The organism is Providencia sp. wls1914 (assembly GCF_009706645.1).
Taxonomy (GTDB): domain Bacteria; phylum Pseudomonadota; class Gammaproteobacteria; order Enterobacterales; family Enterobacteriaceae; genus Providencia; species Providencia zhijiangensis.
This window is the reverse complement of sequence record NZ_WLUN01000012.1, coordinates 25,847-50,864: the sequence shown is the minus strand read 5'-3', so window position 1 is coordinate 50,864 and position 25,018 is coordinate 25,847. Positions and strand designations below refer to the sequence as shown.

The 25,018-nt window shown below is 44.0% G+C and carries 16 protein-coding genes and 2 pseudogenes; 5 read left to right on the top strand and 13 right to left on the bottom strand.

Annotated elements, in window-relative coordinates:
- Positions 1-23 precede the first annotated feature (23 nt).
- Both GKR74_RS08330 and GKR74_RS08325 read right to left on the bottom strand, forming a co-directional pair.
- A complete protein-coding gene (locus tag GKR74_RS08330; protein WP_154603223.1) occupies positions 24-1,277 on the bottom strand; it encodes an MFS transporter in 1,254 nt (417 codons plus the stop codon).
- Between the two features lie 15 nt (positions 1,278-1,292).
- Positions 1,293-1,670 carry a RidA family protein gene (locus GKR74_RS08325; protein ID WP_154603222.1) on the bottom strand — a complete coding sequence of 126 codons (378 nt, stop codon included), beginning with the start codon at positions 1,668-1,670 and terminating at the stop codon, positions 1,293-1,295.
- Positions 1,671-1,863: 193 nt separating this feature from the next.
- On the opposite strand from GKR74_RS08325, the gene GKR74_RS08320 reads away from it, so the two are divergent.
- Positions 1,864-2,511 carry a helix-turn-helix transcriptional regulator gene (locus GKR74_RS08320; RefSeq protein ID WP_154603221.1) on the top strand — a complete coding sequence of 216 codons (648 nt, stop codon included), beginning with the start codon at positions 1,864-1,866 and terminating at the stop codon, positions 2,509-2,511.
- 62 nt (positions 2,512-2,573) lie between these two features.
- Here the strand turns inward: GKR74_RS08320 and GKR74_RS08315 are convergent, their stop codons facing one another.
- Both GKR74_RS08315 and GKR74_RS08310 read right to left on the bottom strand, forming a co-directional pair.
- On the bottom strand, positions 2,574-3,446 hold the full coding sequence (locus GKR74_RS08315) for a hypothetical protein (RefSeq protein ID WP_154603220.1): 873 nt from the start codon (positions 3,444-3,446) through the stop codon (positions 2,574-2,576).
- Positions 3,447-3,515: 69 nt separating this feature from the next.
- On the bottom strand, positions 3,516-4,055 hold the full coding sequence (locus tag GKR74_RS08310; protein WP_154603219.1) for a TetR/AcrR family transcriptional regulator: 540 nt from the start codon (positions 4,053-4,055) through the stop codon (positions 3,516-3,518).
- A 93-nt stretch (positions 4,056-4,148) separates the two neighbouring features.
- Between GKR74_RS08310 and GKR74_RS08305 the strand changes: the two genes are divergently transcribed.
- Positions 4,149-5,648 (top strand): MFS transporter, encoded by a 1,500-nt coding sequence (locus GKR74_RS08305; RefSeq protein ID WP_154603217.1) that lies wholly within the window; start codon positions 4,149-4,151, stop codon positions 5,646-5,648.
- Between the two features lie 30 nt (positions 5,649-5,678).
- Here the strand turns inward: GKR74_RS08305 and GKR74_RS08300 are convergent, their stop codons facing one another.
- Positions 5,679-7,109, bottom strand: a complete 1,431-nt coding sequence (locus GKR74_RS08300) for an MFS transporter (RefSeq protein WP_154603216.1) — start codon at positions 7,107-7,109, stop codon at positions 5,679-5,681.
- A gap of 74 nt (positions 7,110-7,183) precedes the next feature.
- Between GKR74_RS08300 and GKR74_RS08295 the strand changes: the two are divergent.
- A pseudogene (locus GKR74_RS08295) lies at positions 7,184-7,882 on the top strand (helix-turn-helix transcriptional regulator).
- Here the strand turns inward: GKR74_RS08295 and GKR74_RS08290 are convergent.
- The 5 genes from GKR74_RS08290 to nagK form a co-directional block, all read right to left on the bottom strand.
- Positions 7,847-8,425, bottom strand: coding sequence for a rhomboid family intramembrane serine protease (locus GKR74_RS08290; RefSeq protein WP_154603212.1), 579 nt, complete (start codon positions 8,423-8,425; stop codon positions 7,847-7,849). The pseudogene GKR74_RS08295 and the gene GKR74_RS08290 sit on opposite strands and share 36 nt — an antisense overlap.
- Positions 8,425-13,362: a DNA repair ATPase gene (locus GKR74_RS08285; RefSeq protein WP_154603211.1), complete on the bottom strand. Its 4,938-nt coding sequence runs from the start codon at positions 13,360-13,362 to the stop codon at positions 8,425-8,427. The genes GKR74_RS08290 and GKR74_RS08285 overlap by 1 nt, the downstream gene beginning before the upstream one ends.
- 119 nt (positions 13,363-13,481) lie before the next feature.
- Positions 13,482-15,683: a flotillin family protein gene (locus tag GKR74_RS08280; RefSeq protein ID WP_154603209.1), complete on the bottom strand. Its 2,202-nt coding sequence runs from the start codon at positions 15,681-15,683 to the stop codon at positions 13,482-13,484.
- A 74-nt stretch (positions 15,684-15,757) separates the two neighbouring features.
- A complete protein-coding gene (locus tag GKR74_RS08275) occupies positions 15,758-16,396 on the bottom strand; it encodes an OB-fold-containig protein (protein WP_154603208.1) in 639 nt (212 codons plus the stop codon).
- A gap of 395 nt (positions 16,397-16,791) precedes the next feature.
- The gene (nagK, locus tag GKR74_RS08270) at positions 16,792-17,703 is read right to left on the bottom strand and encodes an N-acetylglucosamine kinase (RefSeq protein WP_154603207.1); all 912 of its coding nucleotides are present in this window, start codon (positions 17,701-17,703) and stop codon (positions 16,792-16,794) included.
- A 195-nt stretch (positions 17,704-17,898) separates the two neighbouring features.
- Between nagK and ykgO the strand changes: the two genes are divergently transcribed.
- Positions 17,899-18,024 carry a type B 50S ribosomal protein L36 gene (gene ykgO, locus GKR74_RS08265; RefSeq protein WP_006660624.1) on the top strand — a complete coding sequence of 42 codons (126 nt, stop codon included), beginning with the start codon at positions 17,899-17,901 and terminating at the stop codon, positions 18,022-18,024.
- Between the two features lie 82 nt (positions 18,025-18,106).
- Here the strand turns inward: ykgO and yidZ are convergent.
- Together yidZ and GKR74_RS08255 are read right to left on the bottom strand one after the other, a co-directional pair.
- Positions 18,107-19,096, bottom strand: a pseudogene (gene yidZ, locus GKR74_RS08260) (HTH-type transcriptional regulator YidZ).
- Complete coding sequence (locus tag GKR74_RS08255) at positions 19,089-20,273, bottom strand: MdtL family multidrug efflux MFS transporter (RefSeq protein ID WP_154603206.1); 1,185 nt, start codon at positions 20,271-20,273, stop codon at positions 19,089-19,091. The pseudogene yidZ and the gene GKR74_RS08255 overlap by 8 nt, the downstream one beginning before the upstream one ends.
- A gap of 325 nt (positions 20,274-20,598) precedes the next feature.
- On the opposite strand from GKR74_RS08255, the gene asd reads away from it, so the two are divergent.
- The gene (gene asd, locus GKR74_RS08250; RefSeq protein ID WP_154603205.1) at positions 20,599-21,705 is read left to right on the top strand and encodes an aspartate-semialdehyde dehydrogenase; all 1,107 of its coding nucleotides are present in this window, start codon (positions 20,599-20,601) and stop codon (positions 21,703-21,705) included.
- Positions 21,706-21,839: 134 nt separating this feature from the next.
- On the opposite strand, the gene GKR74_RS08245 is transcribed toward asd, so the two are convergent.
- Entirely contained in the window at positions 21,840-24,827 is a 2,988-nt protein-coding gene (locus tag GKR74_RS08245; RefSeq protein WP_154603204.1) for an autotransporter domain-containing protein, read from the bottom strand.
- Positions 24,828-25,018 lie beyond the last annotated feature (191 nt).

The following is a 25,018-nucleotide window of genomic DNA, read 5'->3' as shown; positions in this document are numbered from 1 at the left end:
TTTTTTCACCTGTGATTTCAAGTCTATTCATTCGCTGTGGCAGTGTCAGCTTCGCGTTGTTTGATGCGTTTAGTTAAGATTTTAGCTGTCACAAAACCGAGTAAACTGAACATGATCATCATGCCAAAAACAAAGTTATAGCCAGTAATGCCCGGGTAGTTATCTAAGAATGAACCATAAATAGCGTAAGCAAACATCGCTGGCATATAACCAAGAATACAAGCAAATGCCATCGCAGAACCTGCATATTCACGCTTGGTACCAATTTCTTCCATTGGCGCGAAGAAGATAGCGCGTTGGCAGAAAATAATTGCGCCAAATCCTAATGTCGCTGCCATACCTAAATAGACGTTCATGGTTTCATGAGGTAGCAACATGAACAGACCCATTGCGGCTGCGGATAATAAACATGTGAACTGTAAAAATTTAGTTGGTGATTTGAATACTTTATCAGATAAGAAACCACCAATTGGGCCGCCGACCATTTTAAGAGCGTATTGGTTAATAATCCCGTAAGCACCGACTAGTGCGATTGGTAGTGCATAAATATCTTTCAAGAATGGGATAAAGTAAGTTAATCCACAATATGATGCATAGATAAAAAAGATGGTCATCGATGCTAACCATAGGTTAGGGCACTTAATGACGCTTTTAATACCTTCAATAACTTGTTTATTCGCTTCGGATGAATTCTCGGCCACTTTTTTATCATCATCACTGACAATAAAATAAGTGATGACCCCGATTAATACCGTTACGATGGTATAGAACATCAACCCAGCTTGCATACCTGCTTTGCCTTCACCAAATAGCACAAACACGTACAGTGCACCGGAAGCAATGATCACGTCAACAATACCGCGGCCAGCTTCTAAGAAACCAAATAAACGACCTTGCTCTTTTTTATCACCGAGCAAACGAACGGCTTTAAGCAAGACAGGCCAGTAAATCACGTCGGCGAACAAGGCCATCACAGCAAATGAGATGAGATAGCCTGTAAATGGCGGAAGTGTGGATAAGTATGCTCCACAAAGTCCAACACCAATTAATCCTACGGGTAGAAGAATTTTTTTGGAAAATCTATCCGCAATATATAACGATGAAAATAGACCAATGGTTTGAACAATAGTGTAAACAGTAAAACCGAAACCAATTTGAGCATTTGTTAGTCCCCAATCTTGCTGCATAGGAACATAGAAAACATCTTTCATGCTGGATAACTTGAAAATGGTTCCAGCACCAAGAATGAGAAAACTAAGTCTTATCCACTTATTCATACATCCGCCTTGTTATTATTGTTTTACAACGACAGCCTCAACTTCAATCAACACATCTTTTGGTAGACGAGAAACTTCCACACATGAGCGAGCAGGGTAGGTGCCTTCAGAGAAATAGGATTGGTAGATCCCGTTAAATGTTGCAAAGTTATTCATATCACTGATAAAGCAGGTGGTTTTGACGACGTCATTCATCGTCAAACCCGCAGCTTCAACGATGGCTTGTAGGTTTTTCATTACCTGATGGGTTTGTTCCGTGATGTCTGTTCCGACAACGGATCCATCTTCATGATGAAAAGGGCAGCAGCCAGAAATATAAACGGTATTACCTACTTGTCTTGCTTGAGAATAAGGGCCGATAGCCTTTGGGGCATTGGTGGTTGAGATGATCATTTTGACTCCTTTAATGACGCTATTTGATGATCAGCATTTAACCACATGGGAAAATTCAACACCGTGATGGGTGTCTATAATTTGATTAAGTAAAAAAATAGTTTACTAAGTAAGGTGATTTTGTTTTTTAGGATTGAAATAGTTGACTTGATTATCTAAAATTAATAAATCAATTGATTGAAGGCTAACAAATATGGAAACGAGTATTAATCATGTATTTACGGAAGATGACCGCAAGTTACTGCGATCTTATATTCCGATGATTGAGTGCCTTGGTGAATTTTTGGGGCCATATTGTGAAGTTGTTCTACACAGTTTTGAAGATTTGCACAGTTCAGTGATCCATATCGCGAATGGGCATTTAACAGGAAGGTCATTGGGTGCACCAGTAACCAATATCGCGCTAGAAAAGTTGGCAGGATTTAAAAAGAATCATTCATCGTGGGATGTTTACTTTAATACCAAAAGTATCCGCCCTTTTCGTTCTTCTTCCACACTGATTGTTAACTTAGATAATCAACCTATTGGAATGGTGTGCATGAACTGGGCATTGGACATGCCGATGAATGCTATGGTTGATTTGATGAGCAGTAGTCATAACTCAAAGAATGAAAATTTTTCTCAGGATATTAATAAGTTAATTATGGATCACCTTGAGCCTATCAAGAATACAGTCTATTCCAACAAAAATATCCCAAGTAAAAATAAGAATTACGAAATCATCAAAGAACTCCATGATAGTGGAATGTTTGAGTTTCCAGCGGCTCATAAAATTGTCTCTGCTGAATTAGGAATAAGCTCTGCGACAATATATAAGCACTTGCGAAAAATTAATGCCTAATACTTTCAGATAAAATCCGGTTAATGTTAACCGGATTTTCAGTTTGCTTATTAATTGTATTGTTATTGATTTTTATAGCGCTTATAGATTTCAATGGTACCTATAGACAGGGTGCGATTTAGCTGTTTAGGCTGCGCAGCAAAATCAGCATCAATTAAAAACAGATTATTGTGCCTGTCTTTTTTTACGTTACCTTCGGAGCCAGGATCAAAAAGAGTGCGTCCTCTTGATTTAACAAAATCAAAAGCCGCCTTGCCTTTTATCGATTTCCCATCAATAAACTTAGTGACTAAAACAACATTGCCGTTTGCTAACGTAGTCGAGCGAGCAAAATTAATATCTTGATTTATTTCATTTAATACTCTGACGCAGCGATCGTACTCCGCATATTTATTGTATTTAAATATTAAATCGCGATGAGGAATTTTAATCGCAAAGTCACCAATGCGATAGGCGGTTCCATATTCCCCCTTACCAAGATAATTATGTCTGTTGAGGGTGATTGTGCGACATGTAGGGTTATTTTTGACTAAAAAGGTAGGTCGATGATCAGCGCCGAACGCATCATTTTTAAAGATGATATTGAGGCGATGTAATTTTTCTGTGAATTGGTCTATTTCGCTTGGTGCCGTTTTCGCGATTATAGGCTCAATATGTACTTTATTCGGTGCTAAATTCGTATTTTTGAGTGTCTTTAGAGGGATAACTTCAGGTATTGCCAGCTTTACGAAACCCTGATTGAGAGGGATTATTTTGGTATTTTTTGTTTTCTTGGGATGTTTTAGCAATTTATTGAACAATCCGGTATTAAATAATCTGTTTAGTCTCTCTATAAACAGGTTTTTTCCATTTTTAGGTTGCGCTAAAGTGGATTGGTTTTGTTCAATATATGACTGAGATACTTTATCTCTGCACCCATTATTTATTCTATTCATTGAATACTCTCCTTTTTAGATAAAAATATAAAAAAGAGAGTGTTAGAGATATCAAAAATGGATTTTCACCTAAAATTTAAAGGTGTTTTCGATATCACTGAAGATTGACTGCCATTCTGCATCATCAATATCCATCAAACCAAAATGGCGCAAAATAAAAGTACCTTCAGTGGCTAAAAACATTAGTCGAGCTCGCTTGCCGCTTTCGGTTGATAAGTCTAAATTAGCAATGCGTTCTCGATACCATTTACGGGTACTTTCTAAATATTCGGGTGTTTGCAGCAAAGAAGCCATTAACGCAGCACCCTTGGCGATACTGGTTTTATCGTGCTCCGCTGTGGCTTTCATATGGGCAACTACATGGCCTTCTGGGGAATTATCTTGAGCAATCATGCGGCTGAAAATCTCATCGTAAGAGTGGCTCCAGCGCTCAAACATAGCATCAATTAAGGCCTCTTTATTACCAAAGCAGTATTGGACTCCCCCTTTCGAAATCCCCATTGATTTGGCGACTGCATCAATCGTTAGCGCGGTAGCACCTTGATTAATGACAATCTCTTCCGCTGCTTCTAGTACTTTTTCGCGATCGATTGTTCGTTGACGTCCCATTTAAAAAAACCTCTTTTCAATACGTACGTATGGAATTATATTATAGCACGATCATCCATAAAGGTGATCAATTAAACAAGTTGAGAAGATTTTATGATAGCAGATTATAAACGTTGGATTATCCTACTCTTAGTATCGAGTGTTTTATTTCTCATCGTCATTGATGTTACCGTGCTATATACCGCACTGCCTAAGCTCACTCATGACCTAGGCGCAACAGCGTCTGAAAAATTATGGATCATGAATGCTTATCCGTTAGTCGTGGCGGGGCTATTGCCTGCAGCGGGAATGTTAAGTGATAAAGTGGGTCATAAGCGAATGTTTGTACTAGGGTTGCCCTTATTCGCATTGGCCTCTTTGTGCGCAGCATTTTCACCAAGCGCATTGAGCTTAATTTTATCTCGCGGATTTTTAGCGGTGGGTGCCGCGATTAGTATGCCGGCGACATTAGCTATTGTTCGCCAAGTCTTTTTAGACCCGAAAGAGCGGGCGCTGGCAATTGGCATTTGGGCTGCGGTGGCATCGGGCGGTGCTGCAATTGGGCCATTAGTTGGCGGCATATTACTTAATCATTTCTGGTGGGGCTCTGTCTTTTTAATTAACGTACCGGTGGTGCTGTTGGTGATCCCTTTTGCACTTTCTTTAATACCAAAAAGTACGAGAAATTCGCAGCAACCAATTGATTATTTAGGTTCTTTATTTATTTTGGTGGGATTGATTGGTTCAATTTACGCCTTGAAAGAGCTTGGAAAAGCCAATATTGATTGGTTCACGTTACTCATTGCTGGTGCGATCGGCATTGTCTTTTTGGTTATTTTTAGCCGTCGACAATTAGCATCAGAATCGCCAATGATTGATTTCAAATTACTTGGCGACTCACGGTTTTTTGCGGGCATTATGATGGCGATTTTATCCATCGTGATTATCGTCGGTGTCGAACTTCTGCTAAGTCAGCGCTTGCAGTTGGTATTAGGTTATACCCCATTCGAGGCGGCGTTATACATTATTCCGATCCCGATTGCGTCCGTGTTAGCGGCTCCATTAGCGGGCATGTATTTGCATAAAGTCGGCGCTAAGCTGATGATGATTTTAGGGTTTGCTTGCACATTAGTGGGGGTTATTGGGGTTGCGTGGGTATTCAAAACCTCAACTGGCTTGGTATTACTGTCATGTCTATTCTGTATTGGGTTCGGGTTAGGTGCCATTTTTACCACAGCATCAACCACCATCATGTTAAACGCGCCAGATGAAAAAGCAGGAATGGCAGCATCCATTGAAGAAGTGGCTTACGAGTTAGGTAGCGTGCTCGGTGTGACATTTATGGGTGGCTTGATGAGCGCGGTTTATACTGCCAAGTTGGTATTACCGACAGGTTTAACGGTAGCAGACAAAGCCTATGATAGCCTTGATGAAGCGTTAATTGTGGCGGAAGGGTTACCGCAAGATAGTGCAAATCTTTTAGTAAATCAGGCGAGTATGGCATTTGATAGCGCATTTATGTCTGTCATGATGGCGACGATAATCGTGCTGGTGGTGAGTATTGTTGTGTTGCCTTTTTTCTTTCGCCGTAAAAATGTCAATACCGCTTACTAAATAAAAAGGGAGCCAATGGCTCCTTTTTTATTACTTAACTTTGCGAATTAAAATCGCAGCCAAGAGTGGGCTAATGGCAAACAAGGCAAATAGCCAGACAGAGGCTTGTTGAGCACCGACTAACCCACCAGGATTAATCAACCCACTATTGTTCACCACCACGCCCACTAATGCCGCAGATAACGCGGTTGCATACAATTGGATCGTAATCACTGAAGAGGATGCTAAGTTTTCCTCTCCTTTAGGCGCCGCATTAAATACTCGCAGAACTAAATGAGGCCAGCAAACGCCAATCCCCAATCCAACCCCCATCATGGCGATTAAATAGAGAATAAATAAAGAAATGGAGGTGACTAAGGCAAGGTTAGGGGTCAGTATCGCGAGAATAACCAATGATACCAATATGATAACAGGGCCTATCTTGAGAATACGTAAAACGATGGTGCCTGTTTTATTGGCGCTGAGTAAAGCACCCACCGTCCACCCAGCTGCCATCACGGCAGTTAAATAACCCGCCATCAACGGTGAAAACTGGTGAATGGTTTGCAGGAAGTAAGGGACATAAATTTCGGTGGTCATTCCCCCCACTAGCAGACACATTATCAGGAAAATAACCCCAAGTTGAGTTTTCAGGGAGTAAGCCCCTGTAGGGAGTAAACGCTTCCCGTTCTTGCCATCAATAAACGCAATGGTGATGAGCAAGGCAATACCAATGAGTAACCCGACAAGATTACTGAGCAAGCTTTCTGATAAGCTACCGATTGAGATAGCAAGTACGGAGATAACCAGCAGTGAAATCGCCAGAACTGGAATTTTTGTTGTTTGGGCTTGCTGAGATTTTTTCCCTGGCAATTGGTTGATAACAATCATTGCCAGAACAACCGCCACGGGCAATAAAGCCCAAAAAGCCCAGCGCCAATGACCCCCTTGAGCAAAAATACCACCAATGGCAGGACCACACAAAGTGGCGATCCCCCACATACCGGATATCACCCCCATGGCGCGAGACCACAAGTTTGGCGTGAAGACAATACGGATCAGCGCATAGCTAAGCGCGAATAACATTCCGCCGCCAAGCCCTTGCAAGGCACGTCCACCCAATAAGGTGAGCATGGACGGTGAGGATGCACACCAAATGGCGCCCAAGGAAAATAGTGTGAGGGCGCTAAGATAGGCAAGTTTAGGCCCTAGGCTATCCAGTACTTTACTGGATAATGCGGAGCCAATAATGGACGTTGCCACAAACAGCGTGGTGTTCCACGCATAATATTCAAGACCTCCAATATCATTGACGACGCTTGGTAAAATCGTGGTGACAATATAAATATTGATAGCATGAAGTGCGACGCCACCTGTGAGGGCTATCGTCAATAATGCATTAGTGCCGCTGAGTAAATCGGCCCATTTTCCTTGATGTTCTGTGCCTGTTTCATTGGGTTCGGAGACAGTTTTGTTGCTCATACGCAGACCTGCTGGACGAAAGAGTAAAGAAAAGGGTATTATCCAAGTATTGGCTTGGATAATAAAATCACACTATGAATAAAGCAAGTAAATACTTTGATAATCTAAATCTCACTCAAGCAGTGGATAAGGTGCTGTTTTGCATCAAAACCAAAGGACCCGTTTCCACGGCTGTGATTGCTCATGACCTGGGTTTAACGGGGGAAGCAGCCCGCCAGCATATCCATAAATTAACATCTCTGGGGCTGGTGGAAGGTGTCCAGTGTACCGCTCAATCAGGTGCTGGGCGTCCTCGACAAAACTGGGTATTAACGGAACTGGGACATCAACGTTTTCCCGATACTCATGCCCAGCTGGCTTTGCAGCTCATTGATTCAGTGAAAACCATTTTTGGTGATGCGGGGCTAGAAAAACTGATTGAACAGCGAGAGGCGGAAAGCCGCAGTAAATATTTAGAGCGTTGCCAAGGGTTGCCATTGGAAAAATGTTTAGCTGCACTCGCCGAGGTTCGTAGCGAAGAGGGCTATATGGCGAAGGTTGAGCAGGAAGGCGATAGCTGGTTATTTATCGAAAATCATTGCCCTATCTGCGCGGCGGCAACCGCGTGCCAAAACTTTTGTCGTTCGGAATTGGCGCTATTTCGCGAAGTATTAGGGAGCCAAGTGAATGTTGAGCGGGAACAATACCTGCTTGATGGCGCAGGGCGTTGTGTGTATAGGGTTACAGTGTGTAGCGAGTTACTTTGAACGTGTAGTTGTTGGCGTTGTTCTTAGTTTTTTATTGGCAAACCACGCATAAGCAATTCCGGCGATGGCACCAGCAATATGGGATTCTGTCGATATTTGTTGATGAACAGGCAATAACCCGCTTGCCATCGCACCAAAATAGAACAGTACCAACAGGGCGATAATGATATCTAATAGTTTTCGGCGGAAAAAACCTTGGGCAATCAATAAACCCCAAAGCCCAAAAATCCAGCCGCTAGCGCCAATGTGCAGTGCATTTCTGCCCACTAGCCAGACAATCAAGCCGCCAACCACAATAATAAAGGCGCTGGCGTAAGCGTACTTTCGAATGGAATCATGTAGCAGTAGGGCGCTTAACACCAGTAATGGTGGCAGATTACTCAGAAGATGCGCCCAATCCCCGTGGATCAGTGGGGCGAAGATAATCCCCACCAGCCCGTGCAGCGTTCTGGGTTGGATACCGAACCCAACAAGCGCGTAGCCACTTAAACTATTGGCGATTTGGATCGCGATCAGCAAACCCGCAAGGGTAATCAGTAATTTAATTCGCGGGCTTAGCCAAGTTTGCATTATCGATGTCCGAGAGATTGTACGCTTTCAACCAGTTGGGCGAGCTGAGTCACAACGCGGTCGCCCACATCGGCATTATCACCACCTAATGCTTTGTTACGCAAGAAGTCTTTCTTGATTTGCCGCCAGCGAGCGGCATCTTTCTCATTCAGCCTTCCGCGTAATTCTGCCAGCTTCAATAAGTTCTCTTCAGCACCGGTCGTTAATAATTGCGCTTCCCCAAGATAATGGTCATCCAGCAATCTCTCCAATTCATCATCATTCATAACGGAAGAGACTTTCTCGCTGAGTTTGTTCATATTTCGGTAACTGCCTTGCAGACGGAATGCCGGCTCAGTTCGGTATTTGTCTGACTGCGCGGCACTGGCAATATACTGCTGGTTTACCTTCAGTACCACATCACGCAGGTTGAGTAATCGGGAAATAACCGCAGTAATTTCATTGACTTCTGCATCAGAGTACGGGTAGCTGAGTGCGTTAGTGGAGACTGATTTGCCCATGGCTTTATCCACTAGCAAGTACAAATCGTTTAAATCGCGCAGCGCCAACGGTGCCAATACTGGGTTTGAGGTTAGGCTATTTTCTATATAGCTCAACGCAAAGGCTTCATCCATCCCACCGAGCACTTCACCCAGGTTATAAATATCCGCACGGTTGGCGAGCATATCAGGGATACGGAACACTTCGCCAGATTCGGTATATGGGTTTCCTGCCATTACCACGCAGAATTTTTTACCGCGCATATCGTAGGTTTTGGTTTTGTCTTTCCATACCCCTTCGATGCGACGGGTTCCATCACACAGGGAGATAAATTTCTGTAAAAACTCAGGGTGAGTATGTTGAATATCATCCACATACAGCATTACGTTATTGCCCATTTCGAGGGCGAGGTTGAGTTTTTCCAGCTCTTGTCTGGCGGTAGCATTCGGGGCTTGCTCTGGGTCGAGGGACAACACATCATGCCCAAGTGCAGGACCATTAATCTTCATAAAGATTAGACCAAGACGGTCAGCCGCGTACTCCATCAGGGTGGTTTTACCGTAACCTGGCGGGGAGATCATCAGTAACAAGCCCATTAAATCGGTACGTTTGTTTTCGCCTAGAGCACCAATTTGCTTCGCCATGTTGTCACCGATAATCGGTAAATAAACATCATTAATCAGCTTGTTACGCACAAATGAACTCAGTGGCTTAGCTTTGAACTCATGGAGTTTTAGGCGGCTGCGCTCTTCACTCACAATGCGTTGACGTAGCGCTTGGTATTGACGGAAGGCCGGAATAAATTGCTTGCGCTGTTCGCGCATTCGACTGAAAAAGTCATCCAAACTTAACGAGAGAGTTTGGTTGTGGATTGTGGGGTGATCCCCCAGTAATCCAGTAACCTTAAAGTATAAATCGGCTTCGCTATAACGTGCGGATGCTATTTTATCTAAGATAATAATGGCGATGGCGCCCGGAATGTACGGGCGTAAGTGTGTAAATTCATCAATAGAACACAGCCCTTGCAGCCAATTTTGCAACAGCGCCCAGCGCTGAGCATAGCGAGTGCCAAGGTTTTGCTGTGAATGATTGAAATCCAGCCACATATGGGCGTCTTCTAAGCGCGTTTGTAGTGCTGCCACTAAGTCCCGTGCATATTTGCTGTACACCAATTCAATCGGCGTTCTTGCTAATGCAAAACTGAGGTATTCCGCGGCTTGAGCTTGCTCATGAGCTTGGCAATTAATTGGGTTATCTTGCAGGAATAAGCTGATATCGGCTTCGATCTCCGCTTGAAGATCTAAAAGGGCATCATCGTTATTGAATAGCTGGCGGATATTCATCGCGGTTCTGGCACGTTCTGGCCATTGGGCAGGGTATTCGTTGTTTTGAATGTGATGCCAGAAAATCGTCGCGATAGCGCGAGCCGTTGGGTTGAAACGCAGTAAATCCGCGCTTTCGCCAATCGGGATCAGCTTTTTCAATATCGCGATAGCGTCGTGGTCGTGGATCCCTTTTTCGTAGCCTTCTTTGTAGCGTGGCGCCGAAAAATCACGCACCAGTTTATCGATTTTCTCAGGAGCAGACAGAGCACTTTTTAAGGTGTCGTAATCCAAGCCATCTTGGCGTTTTGCCGCGGCATAAATGATGGAATACGCAAGGTATTCAGCACGATAAACGGTATCAGATTCGGACTCAAGATTAGCGGTCCAATAAGGCTGTAATTCAGCAAGTTCAGCATTATCAATCGGTTCTTGGAAATCCGTTCCGGTGAGGTACACCCACAGCTGGTTATCTTTTGGCAAGATAGTCAGGTCAAGCTCTTGGGTGTTCACACTGAAACGGTGACGACCCAGCTTAATAATGTTTCCACCATCTTCAAAGATGTCGGTTTTATCTCGCAAAATACGAATGGCTTGGTCGCGAGAGGCTTTGAGTCTGGCGTCGATATCGTCGGCTTTAACGTTATCGTTGATTTCCCGAAGTTTTTCGATGATTTCACGGGTTTTTTGCGCGAGTGGGTCGGTAGCAAAAAACGCATTCAGCTCATCTTGGTTTTGCAGGCGTACAGTGCGGCGCTGAAGGCTTTCTAACAAGCGGTCGGCGGCGGTTAATAAATTCTGCGAACGGCGCTGGCGGTCATCAATCAGAACTTGTTTATGGGACTCAAACGTTTCCAGTAGTTCTTCACGTTTTGCCAGAATATCATCAAGAAATTCATCATGATGACTAAACTGACTTTCTAGCTCTTCTAATTGAACCAGTAATCGGGATAACTGATCATCACAACGTTCCGGGTCAGTCGCGAGGGATAGTGCGTTAGTGATCCCTTGGCTAAATAGGCGGAATTGCGCCCCAAATTGTGCCACGCTCTCAACACTGGTTTGGGATTTGCGTTTTTGCTGTAAACGGGCGCGAGATTGGTTTAATTGAGCATAAATGTGCGAAATGGCATCGATGATGTGAGTCTGCAAAGTAACATCATCAAAACTCAAGGAAGCCATTAAGTTAGAGAGCATATCCAAATCCGCTGACATTTTTTCCATGTCATTCATTGGGACATCTAACTGAGCGCTAGTTTGTGCCTTTTCAATTAACTCTTCAAAGGTAGCGAGCTGAGTTTTAAACGGTTGCAGAGCTTTGTCGCTGGCAAGAAACTGAGCAGTACCTTGGGAGACGCGTTGCTGTGCTTCGGTGATTTCATTTTCCATCTCACTGAGTTTTGTGAGATCCATATAGCGAAATTCTCGCAATGAAATCAGGTGCCCTTGTTGGGCGTTTAAGGCGTTTAGCCCATCCACAAATTGTTGAATATCCGTCCATCCCTCCGGCAATGTGAGGGACAGTAAAGAGCGTTGGCGAGTGACCGCCTCATTCATGGATTTGACGGATTGTTGGCGGATGCTTTCGACTTTTTCGTATTCGTCGAGTACCAGCTCACTGGTTTGGGCGATCTCTTTTAAGAGTTTGCCAATGCCTAAGCATTGGTCGTCATTAAACCAATAGAAAATATCCAGCAAGTTTTTAGGTTGCTGGCTAAGTTGTTCATATCGAGAAACGGAAACTTGGTTGCCTTCAATCTCTTTGGCGACATGGAGAATTTCGGAGATCCCACGGACTAAATCGGCATTACCGATACGCCCAAGAAACCCACCCCGTGGCGGTTGCTTATCAGCAAATTCATCAGAATAGAATGGGGTTTGCCAAACCTGCATTGGGTGTACGCGGGTAGCTTCATCGCCTTCCCCTTCGAACAGTACCATTTTGCCATCTTCGAGCATGGCGTAGCCGTGGCCGATTAATGGTACAGCGAGTTTACGTTCAATCAGGTTGTAATTGAAAAGGGCGATGCGACCTTGGTTTGGGGAATAAAATACATACAGCACATCTTCCCCGTTAGGCGAACGACGCAGGCGGCGAAAACGCATGCCATCCATCGGTTGCTCGAAGGTTTTGTACTCCCCGTTTTGCAGGTAGTAGCCCCCAGGGAAGATAATGCCGTGATCTTCCGGCAACTGCACGCATGCTTGTCCAATGGCATCAATGCGTTGAACGGTTTGGTTGAGAATGTTGTAAACCAGATAGCGCCAGATCTCTTCGCGGTATGGCAAGATTTTGAGTAAAATTAGGCTGCCAGTCTGGGCATATTCAATTTGGGCGTCATCGAGGGATTGGTTTTTATCGAGCACCGCTTCGCGGTAGATGCCTAACCCATCTTCGGTATTATTTTCACATTTGATGGTGAGGTCGCCGCCGATAGTTTCCACAAAGACGGTATCGAGAATATTAATGTGAGGATAGCGACCATTAACGGTGTTTTCCCGCGTGGTGCGCACCCATTCGAAATCATTGGTTGGCGGCAGGGCAATATCGCGTTCGCCACGGTTATCGATGTATTCGATGCGGGATTTATCGCTGGAAATTGACCAGCGGAAAACACGCACATCGGTTAACCGATCACCAATTTGAAAGCTGGCTAACAGCTTGCCATCACGCTCGACCAATTGCAGTAATTGCGTGTTTTTGTAATAGGTATACAGCTCAGTAAAATCTTGAACAAAGCGGGTGTCATTGAGGAATGTCTCTTCATAAGGGACAGAGATTACATCAAAATCACCTTCATTTTCAGTCAGTTGATATAGTGAAAAAACATCTTCAATGTGAGTTTCTTTTTTCAGACCCAGAAAAACGTTATAGCCAAATAGCAGCCAATCACCGACACGGACAATGTCCCTTGCTTGGCAATTATTTTCGGTACGAATACGGATACGCCCGATGATGTCCATCTGGCTTTGACCAAATTCAGTCAACCGGCTGTCGTTGAGTTGAGCTGCTTTTTGGTGAAGTTGCTGCCCTTGTTCGGTTAGGCGCTTGCGTAATATTTCGTACGCGCCACCTTCTGCGACGGCACTGTCGAGAATTTCCTGTTCGCGATTCACATCTTGGGTTTCTGACATGTTTAACGAATTTCCTTGGTCTTAAAAAGAGATACGCTCATAAACGCCAAGTTGCCTATGTGCTGCAACTTGGCGGGATGAGGTATAAAACTTACCTGAAAAGCCTGAATATTGATGAATTAGCTTTGGTTATCATCGTAAGACACGGGTTTGCTCACGATGTTTTTCGCTGTTTGTGGCGCGCCTTTTGCTGCCATAAAGCCATTGATTAACTCTTTGACTTCAGGGTGTTGCAGTAAGGATGCGATATCAATTTTCTTCTCTTCTGTGACGCGATTGACTAACTTTTCAAGGTTATCTTTGGCAAAGCTGCTTTTATCCATAAACCCATCAACGGCTTTACCTAAGCTTAGTGCTTTGGAGAAGGTGTTAAAGAAGTCGCCATCGCCGCCCACAATTTCGATGTTGGTTTTGCTGAGCGCTGCAGCCAGTACATCCGCTTGTTCGCGAGCAATTTCTTTGTTCGCTTCAATGGATGCCATGGATTGCTCGAACTCTTTCTCAAGGCGCATACGGAACTCTTCGTGTGAACGCGCTGTGTCACTGAGGTGATCCATTGATTGGAATTTATCAGTCAGACCGTCAGCTTCCGCTTTCAGACGCTGGCGGATAACTTCAGCTTGCGCTGCGCCTAATTGGCCTTCACCGCGAGCTTGGGCTGCCAGTTTTTCTTCCAAGACTTTGGCATCCGCCAAGCCCAGTTTTTCTTTCGCATTGGCTTGTTGCTCTTCACCACGCGCCTGCGCTGCCAATTTTTCTTCCAGAATTTTCGCTTCGGCGAAACCTTGTTCGCGTTCGGCATTGGCTTTGGCTTCCATCACTTGTGCTTCGGTTAAGCCTTTTTCTTTCAGACCACGAGCTTCGGCTAACAGTTTTTCTGCGGTGATATTGGCTTGAACCAGACCTTCTTTCTCTTCAGCTTCAGCGGTCGCTTGGCGAACGCGGGCTTCTGCTAAACCAAGTGCGGCATGTTCTGCTTCAATCCCTTCCGCTAAGCGTTTTTTGGCTTCGGCTTGTTTGGCGGACGCTTCCAATTCGGCTTGTGCCATGGTGCTGATTTCTTCTGCACGGTGTTTGGCACTGGCTTCATCGGCTTCGGCTTTTTTCACCTGACGAACTAACGCTTCTTCTGCTTCTGCTTGGGCGTTGATCACGGTAACTTGCTTCATACGCTCAGCTTCTGAAATTTCGCGGACTTCCTTGATGCGTTCTTCTTCTTGAGCAACGGTTTTTTCAACGGCGACGCGTTCGCGGATCACGTTAGAAATATTCTTACGTTCTTCTTCTAATGCTTTTTCTTTTTCAATTCGTTGGAGTTCAACTTCACGTTCACGGGCGACAATTTCGAGCTCGCGAGCACGGTTGACGCGCTCTTCTTCGATAGCCACGGCGCGGGTGCGGTTCTGTTGAGCCACTTCCACTTCACGCATGCGGTTTTCTTCACGGATCTCAATTTCTTGCTGAGTTTGAATGCGAGCTTGTTCGGATTTGAGGCGCTCTTCTTCTTGAACGCGTAGCGTTTCGGCTTGTTCACGCGCACGAATATTATCAATTTCGCGTTTTTGACGGGCTTCCGCATCGGCTTGTTGGCGCTCTAATGCCAGACTCGCTTCACGAGTTTCCACATTTTTCTTTTTGATAGCTAACTCTTGGTCGCGCTCTTTTTGGTTAGTTTCGATATTGTGGATAGCGGTAATTTCGGTGATTTTGCGAATACCTTCGGAGTCGAAAATATTATTCGGGTCGAGGGCAGATTTCGGCGTTTGTTCTAAATAGTCGATTGCCACGTCTTCTAGCGCATAACCGTTAAGATCTTTACCAATCACGTCCACAATACGATCACGGAAGCTTTGGCGGTCTTCGAACAGTTTGGCTAATTCTAATTGCTTACCTACGGTTTTTAGGGCTTCTGAGAATTTAGCACTGAATAGAGCACTGACGGCTTGATGGTCAGATGCGCGCTCAACACCGATAGCTTTAGCTACTTTTAATACGTCTTCGGTGGTTTCATTCACACGTAGATAGAAGGCAACGGTAATATCGGCACGTAAGTTATCTTGGCAAATTAAGCCATCTTTACCACGGCGGTCCACTTCCAGAGTCAGTAGCGAAATGCGCATAAACTCTTTTTTGTAGATAACGGGATACACTAATGCACCCGTAAAATGCACTTTGGGTTGTGAGGACATGTCGTTGACAATCAGAGCGGTACCTTGAGGGACTTTGATGTAGAAGGCTTTAAATAAACCAAAGAACCCAAGAATGATGATGATCACTCCCCCAACAACCGTTAAAAAAGGCATGTATTCAGCCAAATCCATATTTCTTCTCCATGGGTTCTGACGATATCGTCATTCTTTATTAATTAGCAAAGTAGGTAGTTTATTTTTTGTGTTTACTGCCTGAATTCGTTTTCAGTGACAACTTGGTAGCTGTGGGATTGTGGGTCATAACTGATGATAACGACGCGATCTCCGCGTTTAATATTTTCAGCGCTAGGTGCTCTAACCTGCAAAATCAGCCCTGCACCACCATCTTCTAAGGTGGCTTCCCCATTTTGTTCTGTGACTGTCCCTGAGCGCACTGTTGCCAATTTTCCCATTAGCTGATGAACCGTTTTGGGTTTATTAAAGTTAATCAGTCGACTACGGATTGGTTTTAAGCAAATGGCGGTTAAGTGCAGGGAGATAAAGGCGGTGATCACCAGTGATGTGACGCCGACGGCGTAACGCAGCAAGGTCATATCAATGAAACGTAGGAATAAATGCGCAGCAAAGTAGCTAATCAACCAGCCGAAGAGGGTAAATAATGTCAAGATAATGGTGACGGGGATACCAGCTAAACCGAGTTTTGTTAGCCAGCCAGCAAAGCCAGTAAGATCGAGGCCATCAGCATCTAATTCGGTATCGATATTAAATAAATCAATATCTAACAGGCCAAAAGCGGCACAGAGCCAGTAAAAAAGAACAATAATCAGTAAACCGCTAAAGATAATGGTCGGAAAAGCCAAGCAATTTTCTAAAAACAAATTCATTTATTTTTCTCTTTAGTTAAGTGGCTGAATGTGACTTTAGCGGGTATCTGTCGGCTGCGAATATGACCTTTAATTGTGTTTTTACTACTCACCTATCAAAAAATGAGCAGAACTGAATCTATCATAAGCGCTTTTCAAATGAACAATATAGGACAAGTCTAGTTTCTAGATTATCTCGCTGATTTCTATGGTTAATTTTCTGTAGTTAATCTGAAAAAGAAAAATAGGTTCAACTTATTGATTATTAGTCAATTTAATTAAATCTAACAAAGATGATAACCATTCTCAATTATATTTTGGTAATTTTGAGGTATTGGTCATCTCTACTCTCGATAAGTCGAAAGAGTAGAGATGCGATTGTGGAACAATATGCGGAAATAATAATGTGCGGAAAATTAGTCGACGAGATTCAAAAATGCAGCGCCACGGGCGCCGCCAGAGGCTCCGTAACGGGCTTTTTCGATAGCTGGCATTTTCGCAATGCCATAAAGATATTGAGGTACTATTTCCGGTAATAGGCGATAAATCTCATCAAATTGCGACAGACCGCCACCAATCACCACTAAGTCAGGATCAAAGACGGTGATAACTTGCCCCATAAACATCGCCAGCACCATCATATAGCGTTCAACATGCTGTTTAGCGGCAATATCACCGTTGTGATAACGTTCAATAATCTCGATGGCAGAGCGCTTCTCACCGGCAAATGCAGCATAGATGCGTTCGAAGCCGGGGCCTGACAGGTAGGTTTCAAAACAGGCGGTTTGACCACAACCACAGACAATTTCAGGGACGGTTTCCCCGAGGTATTTTGCAGCACGAACACTCATATTCATGTGTCCGATTTCCCCTGCAATGCCATTTTTTCCCGATAAAACCTTACCGTTGATGACGAAACCGCCGCCAACGCCAGTGCCCAGAATCAAGCCTAGAACGCTAGGGTAACGCTTGAATTCAGGATCCCACGCTTCTGATAGGGCAAAGCAGTTGGCATCGTTTTCAACTTTAACTGGACGATTTAACAGCTTGGTTAGGTCATGAATGAAAGGCTTGTATTGTGCGCTTGGGACATTGGTCGTAAATACCACGCCTTCTGAGTGATTGACGATCCCCGGAACACCAATACCAATTTTACCTTGGCAGTTAAACTGCGCATCCGCTTCAGCTGTTAAATCACGAAAAGCATTGAGCAATGCGAGATAGTCATCTTTGGGGGTTGGAACACGTTTTTGCCACACTTGATTGAGCGCTTGGTCAAACACTGCTAGCTCAATTTTGGTGCCGCCCATGTCAAAGCCGTAATACATTTCATCTTCCTCAAATTGGTCTATTTCATTAAATAGAAATGTATCTATTTGATAAGTAATGACGGGAAGTCAGTAATAGCTTAATTATACAAAAGTTTCCCAGAAAATGATTGCGGGATAATTGGAATTCCTTTATTGTTATATTATAACATTACATTGCTTTTTATTCACACTAAACTGTTATTAGGAGTTACCGTGAAAGTTCTCAGTTCATTAAAAACCGCTAAGCAGCGCCACCCTGATTGCCAAGTTGTGCGCCGTCGTGGTCGTATCTACGTGATTTGTAAAACCAATCCTCGTTTCAAAGCTGTACAAGGTTAGTATTCCGTTAGTCTCTGTTTCTTCGCATCCTTGCTTTCGCCCTAGCAATTCATACTCCTTGCTAGGGCGTTTTTTTAGGGTTTTACAAGCTTAAAGTTTCACAAAGTCAGGGTTTCACAAATTCAAGCGTACTGTTTTTGATCTGTTCTCTGAGCCACAGAGTTTTTGAGTTATAGGAATTGCGCTTGTGCCACAGCATTAAAAAAGGAATTTCGAGCTGCTGGTAGAGAATGTCATCAACAGGAAGAGGAAGGCAGACTAAATCAAGATTGAAATCATTAACATAGTGTTGGCAATAGCCGGGGGAGCTTGTGATCAGGTTATGATCGGGGCGAGACGCCATTAAGAGGGATTGTTCAAAGGTCGAAAAGGATAAATGGATTTGGCGATGTAACCCCATGGTTTCCAGTAAATCATCGAGCGCCCACGGAATACGGTTGCCAAATTCAGTACTGATATGCGGGTACTTTAAGTAATTCGCTAGTGTCCATTCTTCTTGCAAAATCGGGTGGTCACTGCGGATAAATGCCAGCGGTTTATCGGTGAATAACACTTCGAAATTTAGAATATCGGGGAGTTGGCTTATCGACTCTCTGGATAAATGAAAACTTTCACGACCGACTAACCCGATATCTGCATCCCCCGCAATCAGTGCTGCCAACGAGTTATAATCCCAATCCCGTACAATGACCTCCGATTCTGGGTATTGATTGAGGATATTCAGGGATAAATCGTGAAGCATGATTAAGTTTAACGGGGCTTCCATCATTAAGCGGAAAGTCATCCCGCTGGGTTTTTCGGTATCACGAATTTCAGCAATATAGTGTGAGAGATTTAAAAACTCAGGCAGTGATTTTTCAATACGTAGCATGAGTGGGGTCGGAAGCAGCCCTTGCGGGCTGCGGATAAATAGGGGGTCATCAAACCATTGGCGTAATTTTGCCAAGGATTTACTGACCGAAGATGGGGTGATTGCCAAGCGCTTAGCCGCAAGGCTAACACTGCGTTCTTCCATCAAATACTGCAGAATAACCAGTAAATTTAAGTCTAATCGATGCAGTTGCTTATTCACATGTAGCGACCTGTTGGTTGACTTGCGTGGTGGGCACCCTTAGCAACACCATGCCAATCATTCCCGCCGCAAGCAAGATAATTAACAACATACTGATTGATGGAACGCCCATCACACCCATCACCCAAATATATGCCGAGGCGCAGCTTAATTGTGAGATGGCCAATACAGAACTGGCAATACCCGCTTTTTTGGCAAATGGCGATAGCGCTTGGCTCATGATGATGCCGAACTGCATTGAGAAACCAACACCGCAGAAGGCGAAAACGATGTACAGCATCGCCAAATATGGGAAGGCAAATAGATAGATGGAAAGCAGGACGCCACTGACCAAAAATAGACTTAACGCGGTATTCAGTAAGGTTCGGCTATTAAATGTCGAAATCAGTTTTGGCATCAAGAATGAGGTTCCCATACTCACCATCGCCAACAAGGTCATGGCGGTTGAGTATTGACCGGTTGTGAAACCGAGGTTTTCCATCAAGATAATTGGGGCGACGTTAACGTAAGTCAGGATCACACCCATGCCGAAGCAGGAAATAATCAAGCGTGTGACAAAGAAGGTGCTAAATAACTTTTCTTCTGTGGCTGGTTGGGTATTCGATTGCTCTGTTGGTGATGCTGAAGAGGGCTTTGTCTCTTTAATTGAGATTAAGCAAAATAGCATACTGATCACCGCATAACCGGCCATAAAGTAGAACATCACAGACCAGTGGTAGATCAGTAAAATGGCAAATCCAATGACAGGTGCTAACACGGGCGCAATACAGGTTACGCCATTCATTGCGGCGAGCACTTTGGTGCGTCGCTGCGGCGTCAATACATCACGCAAAATAGCGAAGGTCACGACATAACAGAAGCCTGCACCAATCCCTTGGAAGAATCGTGCTATTAAGAAGGTATCGATGGATGTGGCATTTCCGGCGATAACAGAGGCGATGGCAAATACCATCGTGCCAACTAAAACGACTGGTTTTCGACCAATATGATCGGCGCACCATCCGGCAATTAACATGGTGGATGCCATACCCGCTAAATAGATAGAAAATGCCACATGGAGCTGGCTTTCATTGGCATTTAAATCGGCGGCAATATAAGGAATACCGGTTAAATGGAGGTCGACGCCCAAAGGATAGATAAGGACGATCCAGAAACTAAAAAGGACATATTTGGTCATGAGATACGCTACTTTGTGAGGATTAATCCGCTAATCTTAATTGGGTTGAGTGATGGAATGTATGGATTAATTGGAAAATAGTATTTTCCAAAATGGAAATTATCAATCAATAAGTTTTTACTAATTATTAGCGTTATTACTAATCTTCTTGCTATTAGTGATGAAATTCACTTGCACACTGGTTCATATTTTGTCACGTTTAATACGGTTGATTGATGGTTTCTGAATTTCATCTTTCCGAAAAATTTCCCGCTTCGATTGGCAAAGTGAAAGTCGAAGGCAGAAATTTTTTGGGTGATGTATGTAAACAGACAGGGTGAAGAGAATGAAAAATGTAGGGTTTATTGGCTGGCGTGGAATGGTCGGTTCCGTATTGATGCAAAGAATGGTAGAAGAAGGGGATTTTAATGTTATTCACCCGGTCTTTTTTACCACCTCCCAACACGGGGCTGAAGCGCCTGTTTTTGGTGGTCATCGCAGCACGTTGCAAGATGCATTTGATATCGATGCACTGAGCGCACTGGATATTATTATTAGCTGCCAAGGTGGCGATTATACTAATGAAGTGTATCCAAAATTACGTGAAGCAGGCTGGAAAGGCTACTGGATTGATGCCGCGTCTGCACTGCGTATGAAAGACGATGCGATTATTATTTTAGATCCAGTGAACCACCAGCATATCCAAGACGGCTTAAATAAAGGCATTAAGACCTTCGTCGGCGGTAACTGTACGGTGAGTTTAATGCTGATGTCGCTGGGCGGCCTGTTTGCAAATAACTTGGTTGAGTGGGCTTCCGTCGCAACGTATCAAGCGGCATCCGGTGCGGGTGCGCGTAATATGCGTGAACTGCTGTCACAAATGGGTTCTTTACATGCGCAAGTGGCGAAAGAGCTGCAAAATCCGGCATCGGCTATCTTAGAAATCGAGAAAAAAGTCACAGACTTTACGCGTAGTGGTTCCATGCCAACGGACGCGTTTGGCGTTCCATTAGCGGGTAGTTTGATCCCGTGGATTGATAAAGCGTTAGAAAATGGCCAAAGCCGCGAAGAGTGGAAAGGTCAGGCGGAAACCAACAAAATTCTGGCAACGGGTAGCAATATTATTCCGGTTGATGGCTTATGTGTTCGTGTGGGCGCATTACGCTGCCATAGCCAAGCGTTCACGCTGAAACTGAAAAAAGATGTGCCACTGAATGAAGTGGAGCAGCTGCTGGCTTCCCATAATGAGTGGGTGAAAGTGGTGCCAAATGATCGTGAAATCACGATGCGTGAACTGACTCCTGCAGCAGTGACAGGCACTCTGAGCACACCAGTAGGGCGTCTGCGTAAATTGAATATGGGCCCTGAGTATCTGTCCGCATTTACTGTGGGTGACCAGTTGCTATGGGGTGCTGCGGAGCCTCTGCGCCGCATGTTGAGAATTCTGCTGTAGTTCGCTTTTCTTAACGAACCTAAATAGGAATGGCACCGGAGTGATTAAACGCTCCGGTGCCATTTTGCTTTATTGTATTGATGCTTACTGTGTTGATAATTATCGTGTTGATGAATTACAACGAGACTAACGAATTAAAATGATACTAACAATTTGGCATCAAGATTATTTTCTAAATATCCCTTGGCCGTAAATTGGCTGTAATCCACGGATAGCTTGGTATTGTCGGTAATCTGAATATTCGATCCTAGCTTGAGTGCCATCCCATCTTGCGGTGCATTCACACCATGATAGTTAAGCGGTGACGCAAGTAGGTCGCGCTGGGCGAATCTAAATGCCATTTCACGCTCCCGCTTGTCATATTGATGTTGCCAGCCGAGTTCCCCATGTACATCGATTGAGGATGATTTACCCACTTTCCACTGGTTATCTAAACGTAATCCCAGCGTTGTGGTGGTGGCATCAAGGGATTGGCGACCTGTAACGAACGAGGCTTTTTCTCCTTTTTCTCTAAATCCATGGCTTTCTGCATTGGTAAAGGCAAAGTTGGCAAACGGCTCGGCATTGATGAATGCCGATTTCCACGGATAAGCTGCCTCTATAAACAGGTGGTTGGTTTTGCCTTTATAATCGGCGGTATTGTGATCGGAATAGATGGATGAGGTGACTGTTCTATCCGTTTTGATGGTGTGCCATGTGTGCCCAAGCCCTGCTCGTAAGGTGATTGGCGCTAATTTTAATGAGCCATAAGCTGTTAAATAATAGTTGTTGCTATGGCTATGACCGACACCGCCTGATACGGAGTTTTTGGTAAAACCGGAGCTCATTCCAAAGATAAAGTCATCATTAAAGAAATGCTTATCTGCTCCTAAGAACACCCCATAATTGCTATTGGTAAAGCCGGATGCGTTGCCGTCGCTTTGGGTTCTATCCCAATGATAAGGCACGTTTACCCAGACGTTACCGCGGTTATCGCCACGCTCTTTGACGATATTTTCTGATGCGCGTGTTTGTTGCAGCAGCGTACCGTGATATTGGCGATGGTTATTTAACTGGCTAGCAAGGGTATCAATATGAATTTGTGGGGATAAGGTTCGAAGAAGATCGTTAACCCCTGCGGTGGTTTGGCTGAGGATTAAACGTTTATACAGGGTGTTATTCAATGGGAGATCTTCAAGGGCGTGAGCAATGGCGGTTTGGTTTGGCGTCTTTGCAAAGGCATCAAAAGTCAGGCCACTACGACCGACGTTGAGTGTGACACGTTGCATCGTGGGTGAACGAGGATCTGCACCATAATTTAATGTAGTACCAATAAATAGATAGTTAGGTTCGATACTGTCAAATTTCCCTTGAATATTGGGGGCGCGAATAATTTCATATTGAGTGCGGAATCGACCCTGAATTTCATCTTGACTAGGTATCCGTTCATTGAATGGTTCTGATTCTTCAGCGAAGAACACGTTGACCTTGCCCCCGTTGATGGTCACTGTACCGCCAGCATGTAGGGCGTCAAATTCCTGTATTACATCTTTTTGAATACTCACATGGAATTCACTGCCGGGCTGGAATATGGCGGTGTTATTCACCCTGATATGCCTTGTCGGGTCTCTAGTATTATCTCCAGGGGCTAAGATAGCGCCGCTGTTAACCACTAAGTCATCAACCGTGCCAGAAGCTATAAATCGGGCTCCTTGGTTTAATGTCACCGTATTTTTGATGCTGTGACTGAGCTGTAATGTGCCATTGGTGACGTCAACTGGCGCATGTAGGATGTGTTTGACCTCAAGCTTTCCACCATTGACATTGACGGGGCCTGTTAAGTGGTTTTCTTGCGTTAAAACCACACGACCTTGCTGTATTTCAAGCCCTGCAAAACGGTTAATTCCAGCTAAGGTTAATGAGCTATCCCCTTGTTTGATTAATCGCCCTTTGCCATCGATGTCATTGCTCCAAATATCAGTAATGCCGACGTTTGCAACGTCGTTTTGAGTTACCCGTTGATTGACGACCCAATCTTCAGCGAAATGCGTAGGCCCTTTGTAAGCTTTGGATAAGTTAATCAGTCCCCAATAGCTTTCCGGTTGATCCGGCTTAACGCCCCAGCCTGCTAAAGAGTTTGTAGGATAAGCGGTGCCTGCAATAATCTGCTGCCACTGTGATTTGTTAAGATAGGCAAAGCGAGAGCGTAGCAAATACGCAGCATCAGCGGGAATTTGGTCAACGCGGGGTGCTAGGGAAGGCTGTTCACTCTGCTTAGCGTAATAACCTAGGTTTTCATTAAAAGAGGGGAGAGAGCCTATTGGCGGTTTACATTTCTTATCACTGATGGTGCATTGACTGTTTAGCTCTTGGCGTACTTCTTTGGCTTGGCTAATCAGTATATTGGCGGTTTTATTCTCTTTTAGTAAATGGGCGAGAAGATAATAATTGGCTGCCCGTGAGGCAATGGTGTCAGTTGGGAAATGTGCGCCGACAATCACGCGGCTTTCTCCATAGCCTATGGCTCTATCAAAGAATTGAGCGCCTTTTTCTGGATAAATCGTGGCAAAGATAGCGGCTTGTTTGAATCCATTCCAAGTGTGTCCGCTTGGGTAAGAGGAACCTGTAATATCGACATAGTTTGTGAGATATTCACCTTTATCATCGAGTACTTGATTTGGGCGACCACGTAAATAATAGTCTTTGAGAATAAAATCCATTGAGCGAGTTCGATTTTGAATTGGGTCATTTGCAAAGGTGGCTAAATGGAATAAATTATCTAAACGTTTATAGGCTTTAATTTCTTTAAAATCATTATAATTAAATCCTTTTTGATTAAATACGTATTCTCGGTAAATATTAAAAAGATATTCTGGCGTACTTTTTTTGTCTTTTTCTGCATTCTTTTTACGTTTTCCCGTTAATTGGGTTGCCTGCTGGCTAACATCTTTATCCCATTGCGCCGCTTGAGATTGCGGGGCTGGGTATGGTGGTATTACCTGATTCCTTAGTTCTTCAAATCGCTGATTTCGCTGATTAATGATGAGTTCACTGGCATCAATATAATTTGAGTTTGCAAAGGTAATTTGGGCGTTAAATAGAGCAAATAGACCGAGCGATACCGCGGGAGTTATTTTATTCATTATAGACCTATAGATTTTTAGAGAGGATAAAATCTATTTCATCTTAATGCGCTATTTTTTATTTTCTATAAATAGAAAATAAAATGAGACAAACTTTATTTTTATTCTTAATTCTATTAATTAAATTCATTTAGTTATTTAATTAAATTTAAATTGGAATTAATAATAAATAGATACTTAAGATTAAAATT

Bases quoted from the DNA above. Each gene is read 5' to 3' on its own strand.
- GKR74_RS08255 (WP_154603206.1), bottom strand. From the start codon at position 20,273: ATGACCAAATATGTCCTTTTTAGTTTCTGGATCGTCCTTATCTATCCT.
- GKR74_RS08275 (WP_154603208.1), bottom strand. From the start codon at position 16,396: ATGAATTTGTTTTTAGAAAATTGCTTGGCTTTTCCGACCATTATCTTT.
- GKR74_RS08305 (WP_154603217.1), top strand. From the start codon at position 4,149: ATGATAGCAGATTATAAACGTTGGATTATCCTACTCTTAGTATCGAGT.
- GKR74_RS08285 (WP_154603211.1), bottom strand. From the start codon at position 13,362: ATGTCAGAAACCCAAGATGTGAATCGCGAACAGGAAATTCTCGACAGT.
- GKR74_RS08330 (WP_154603223.1), bottom strand. From the start codon at position 1,277: ATGAATAAGTGGATAAGACTTAGTTTTCTCATTCTTGGTGCTGGAACC.
- GKR74_RS08300 (WP_154603216.1), bottom strand. From the start codon at position 7,109: ATGAGCAACAAAACTGTCTCCGAACCCAATGAAACAGGCACAGAACAT.
- GKR74_RS08310 (WP_154603219.1), bottom strand. From the start codon at position 4,055: ATGGGACGTCAACGAACAATCGATCGCGAAAAAGTACTAGAAGCAGCG.
- GKR74_RS08320 (WP_154603221.1), top strand. From the start codon at position 1,864: ATGGAAACGAGTATTAATCATGTATTTACGGAAGATGACCGCAAGTTA.
- GKR74_RS08280 (WP_154603209.1), bottom strand. From the start codon at position 15,683: ATGGATTTGGCTGAATACATGCCTTTTTTAACGGTTGTTGGGGGAGTG.
- GKR74_RS08290 (WP_154603212.1), bottom strand. From the start codon at position 8,425: ATGCAAACTTGGCTAAGCCCGCGAATTAAATTACTGATTACCCTTGCG.
- asd (WP_154603205.1), top strand. From the start codon at position 20,599: ATGAAAAATGTAGGGTTTATTGGCTGGCGTGGAATGGTCGGTTCCGTA.
- GKR74_RS08315 (WP_154603220.1), bottom strand. From the start codon at position 3,446: ATGAATAGAATAAATAATGGGTGCAGAGATAAAGTATCTCAGTCATAT.
- GKR74_RS08325 (WP_154603222.1), bottom strand. From the start codon at position 1,670: ATGATCATCTCAACCACCAATGCCCCAAAGGCTATCGGCCCTTATTCT.
- GKR74_RS08245 (WP_154603204.1), bottom strand. From the start codon at position 24,827: ATGAATAAAATAACTCCCGCGGTATCGCTCGGTCTATTTGCTCTATTT.
- nagK (WP_154603207.1), bottom strand. From the start codon at position 17,703: ATGTATTACGGCTTTGACATGGGCGGCACCAAAATTGAGCTAGCAGTG.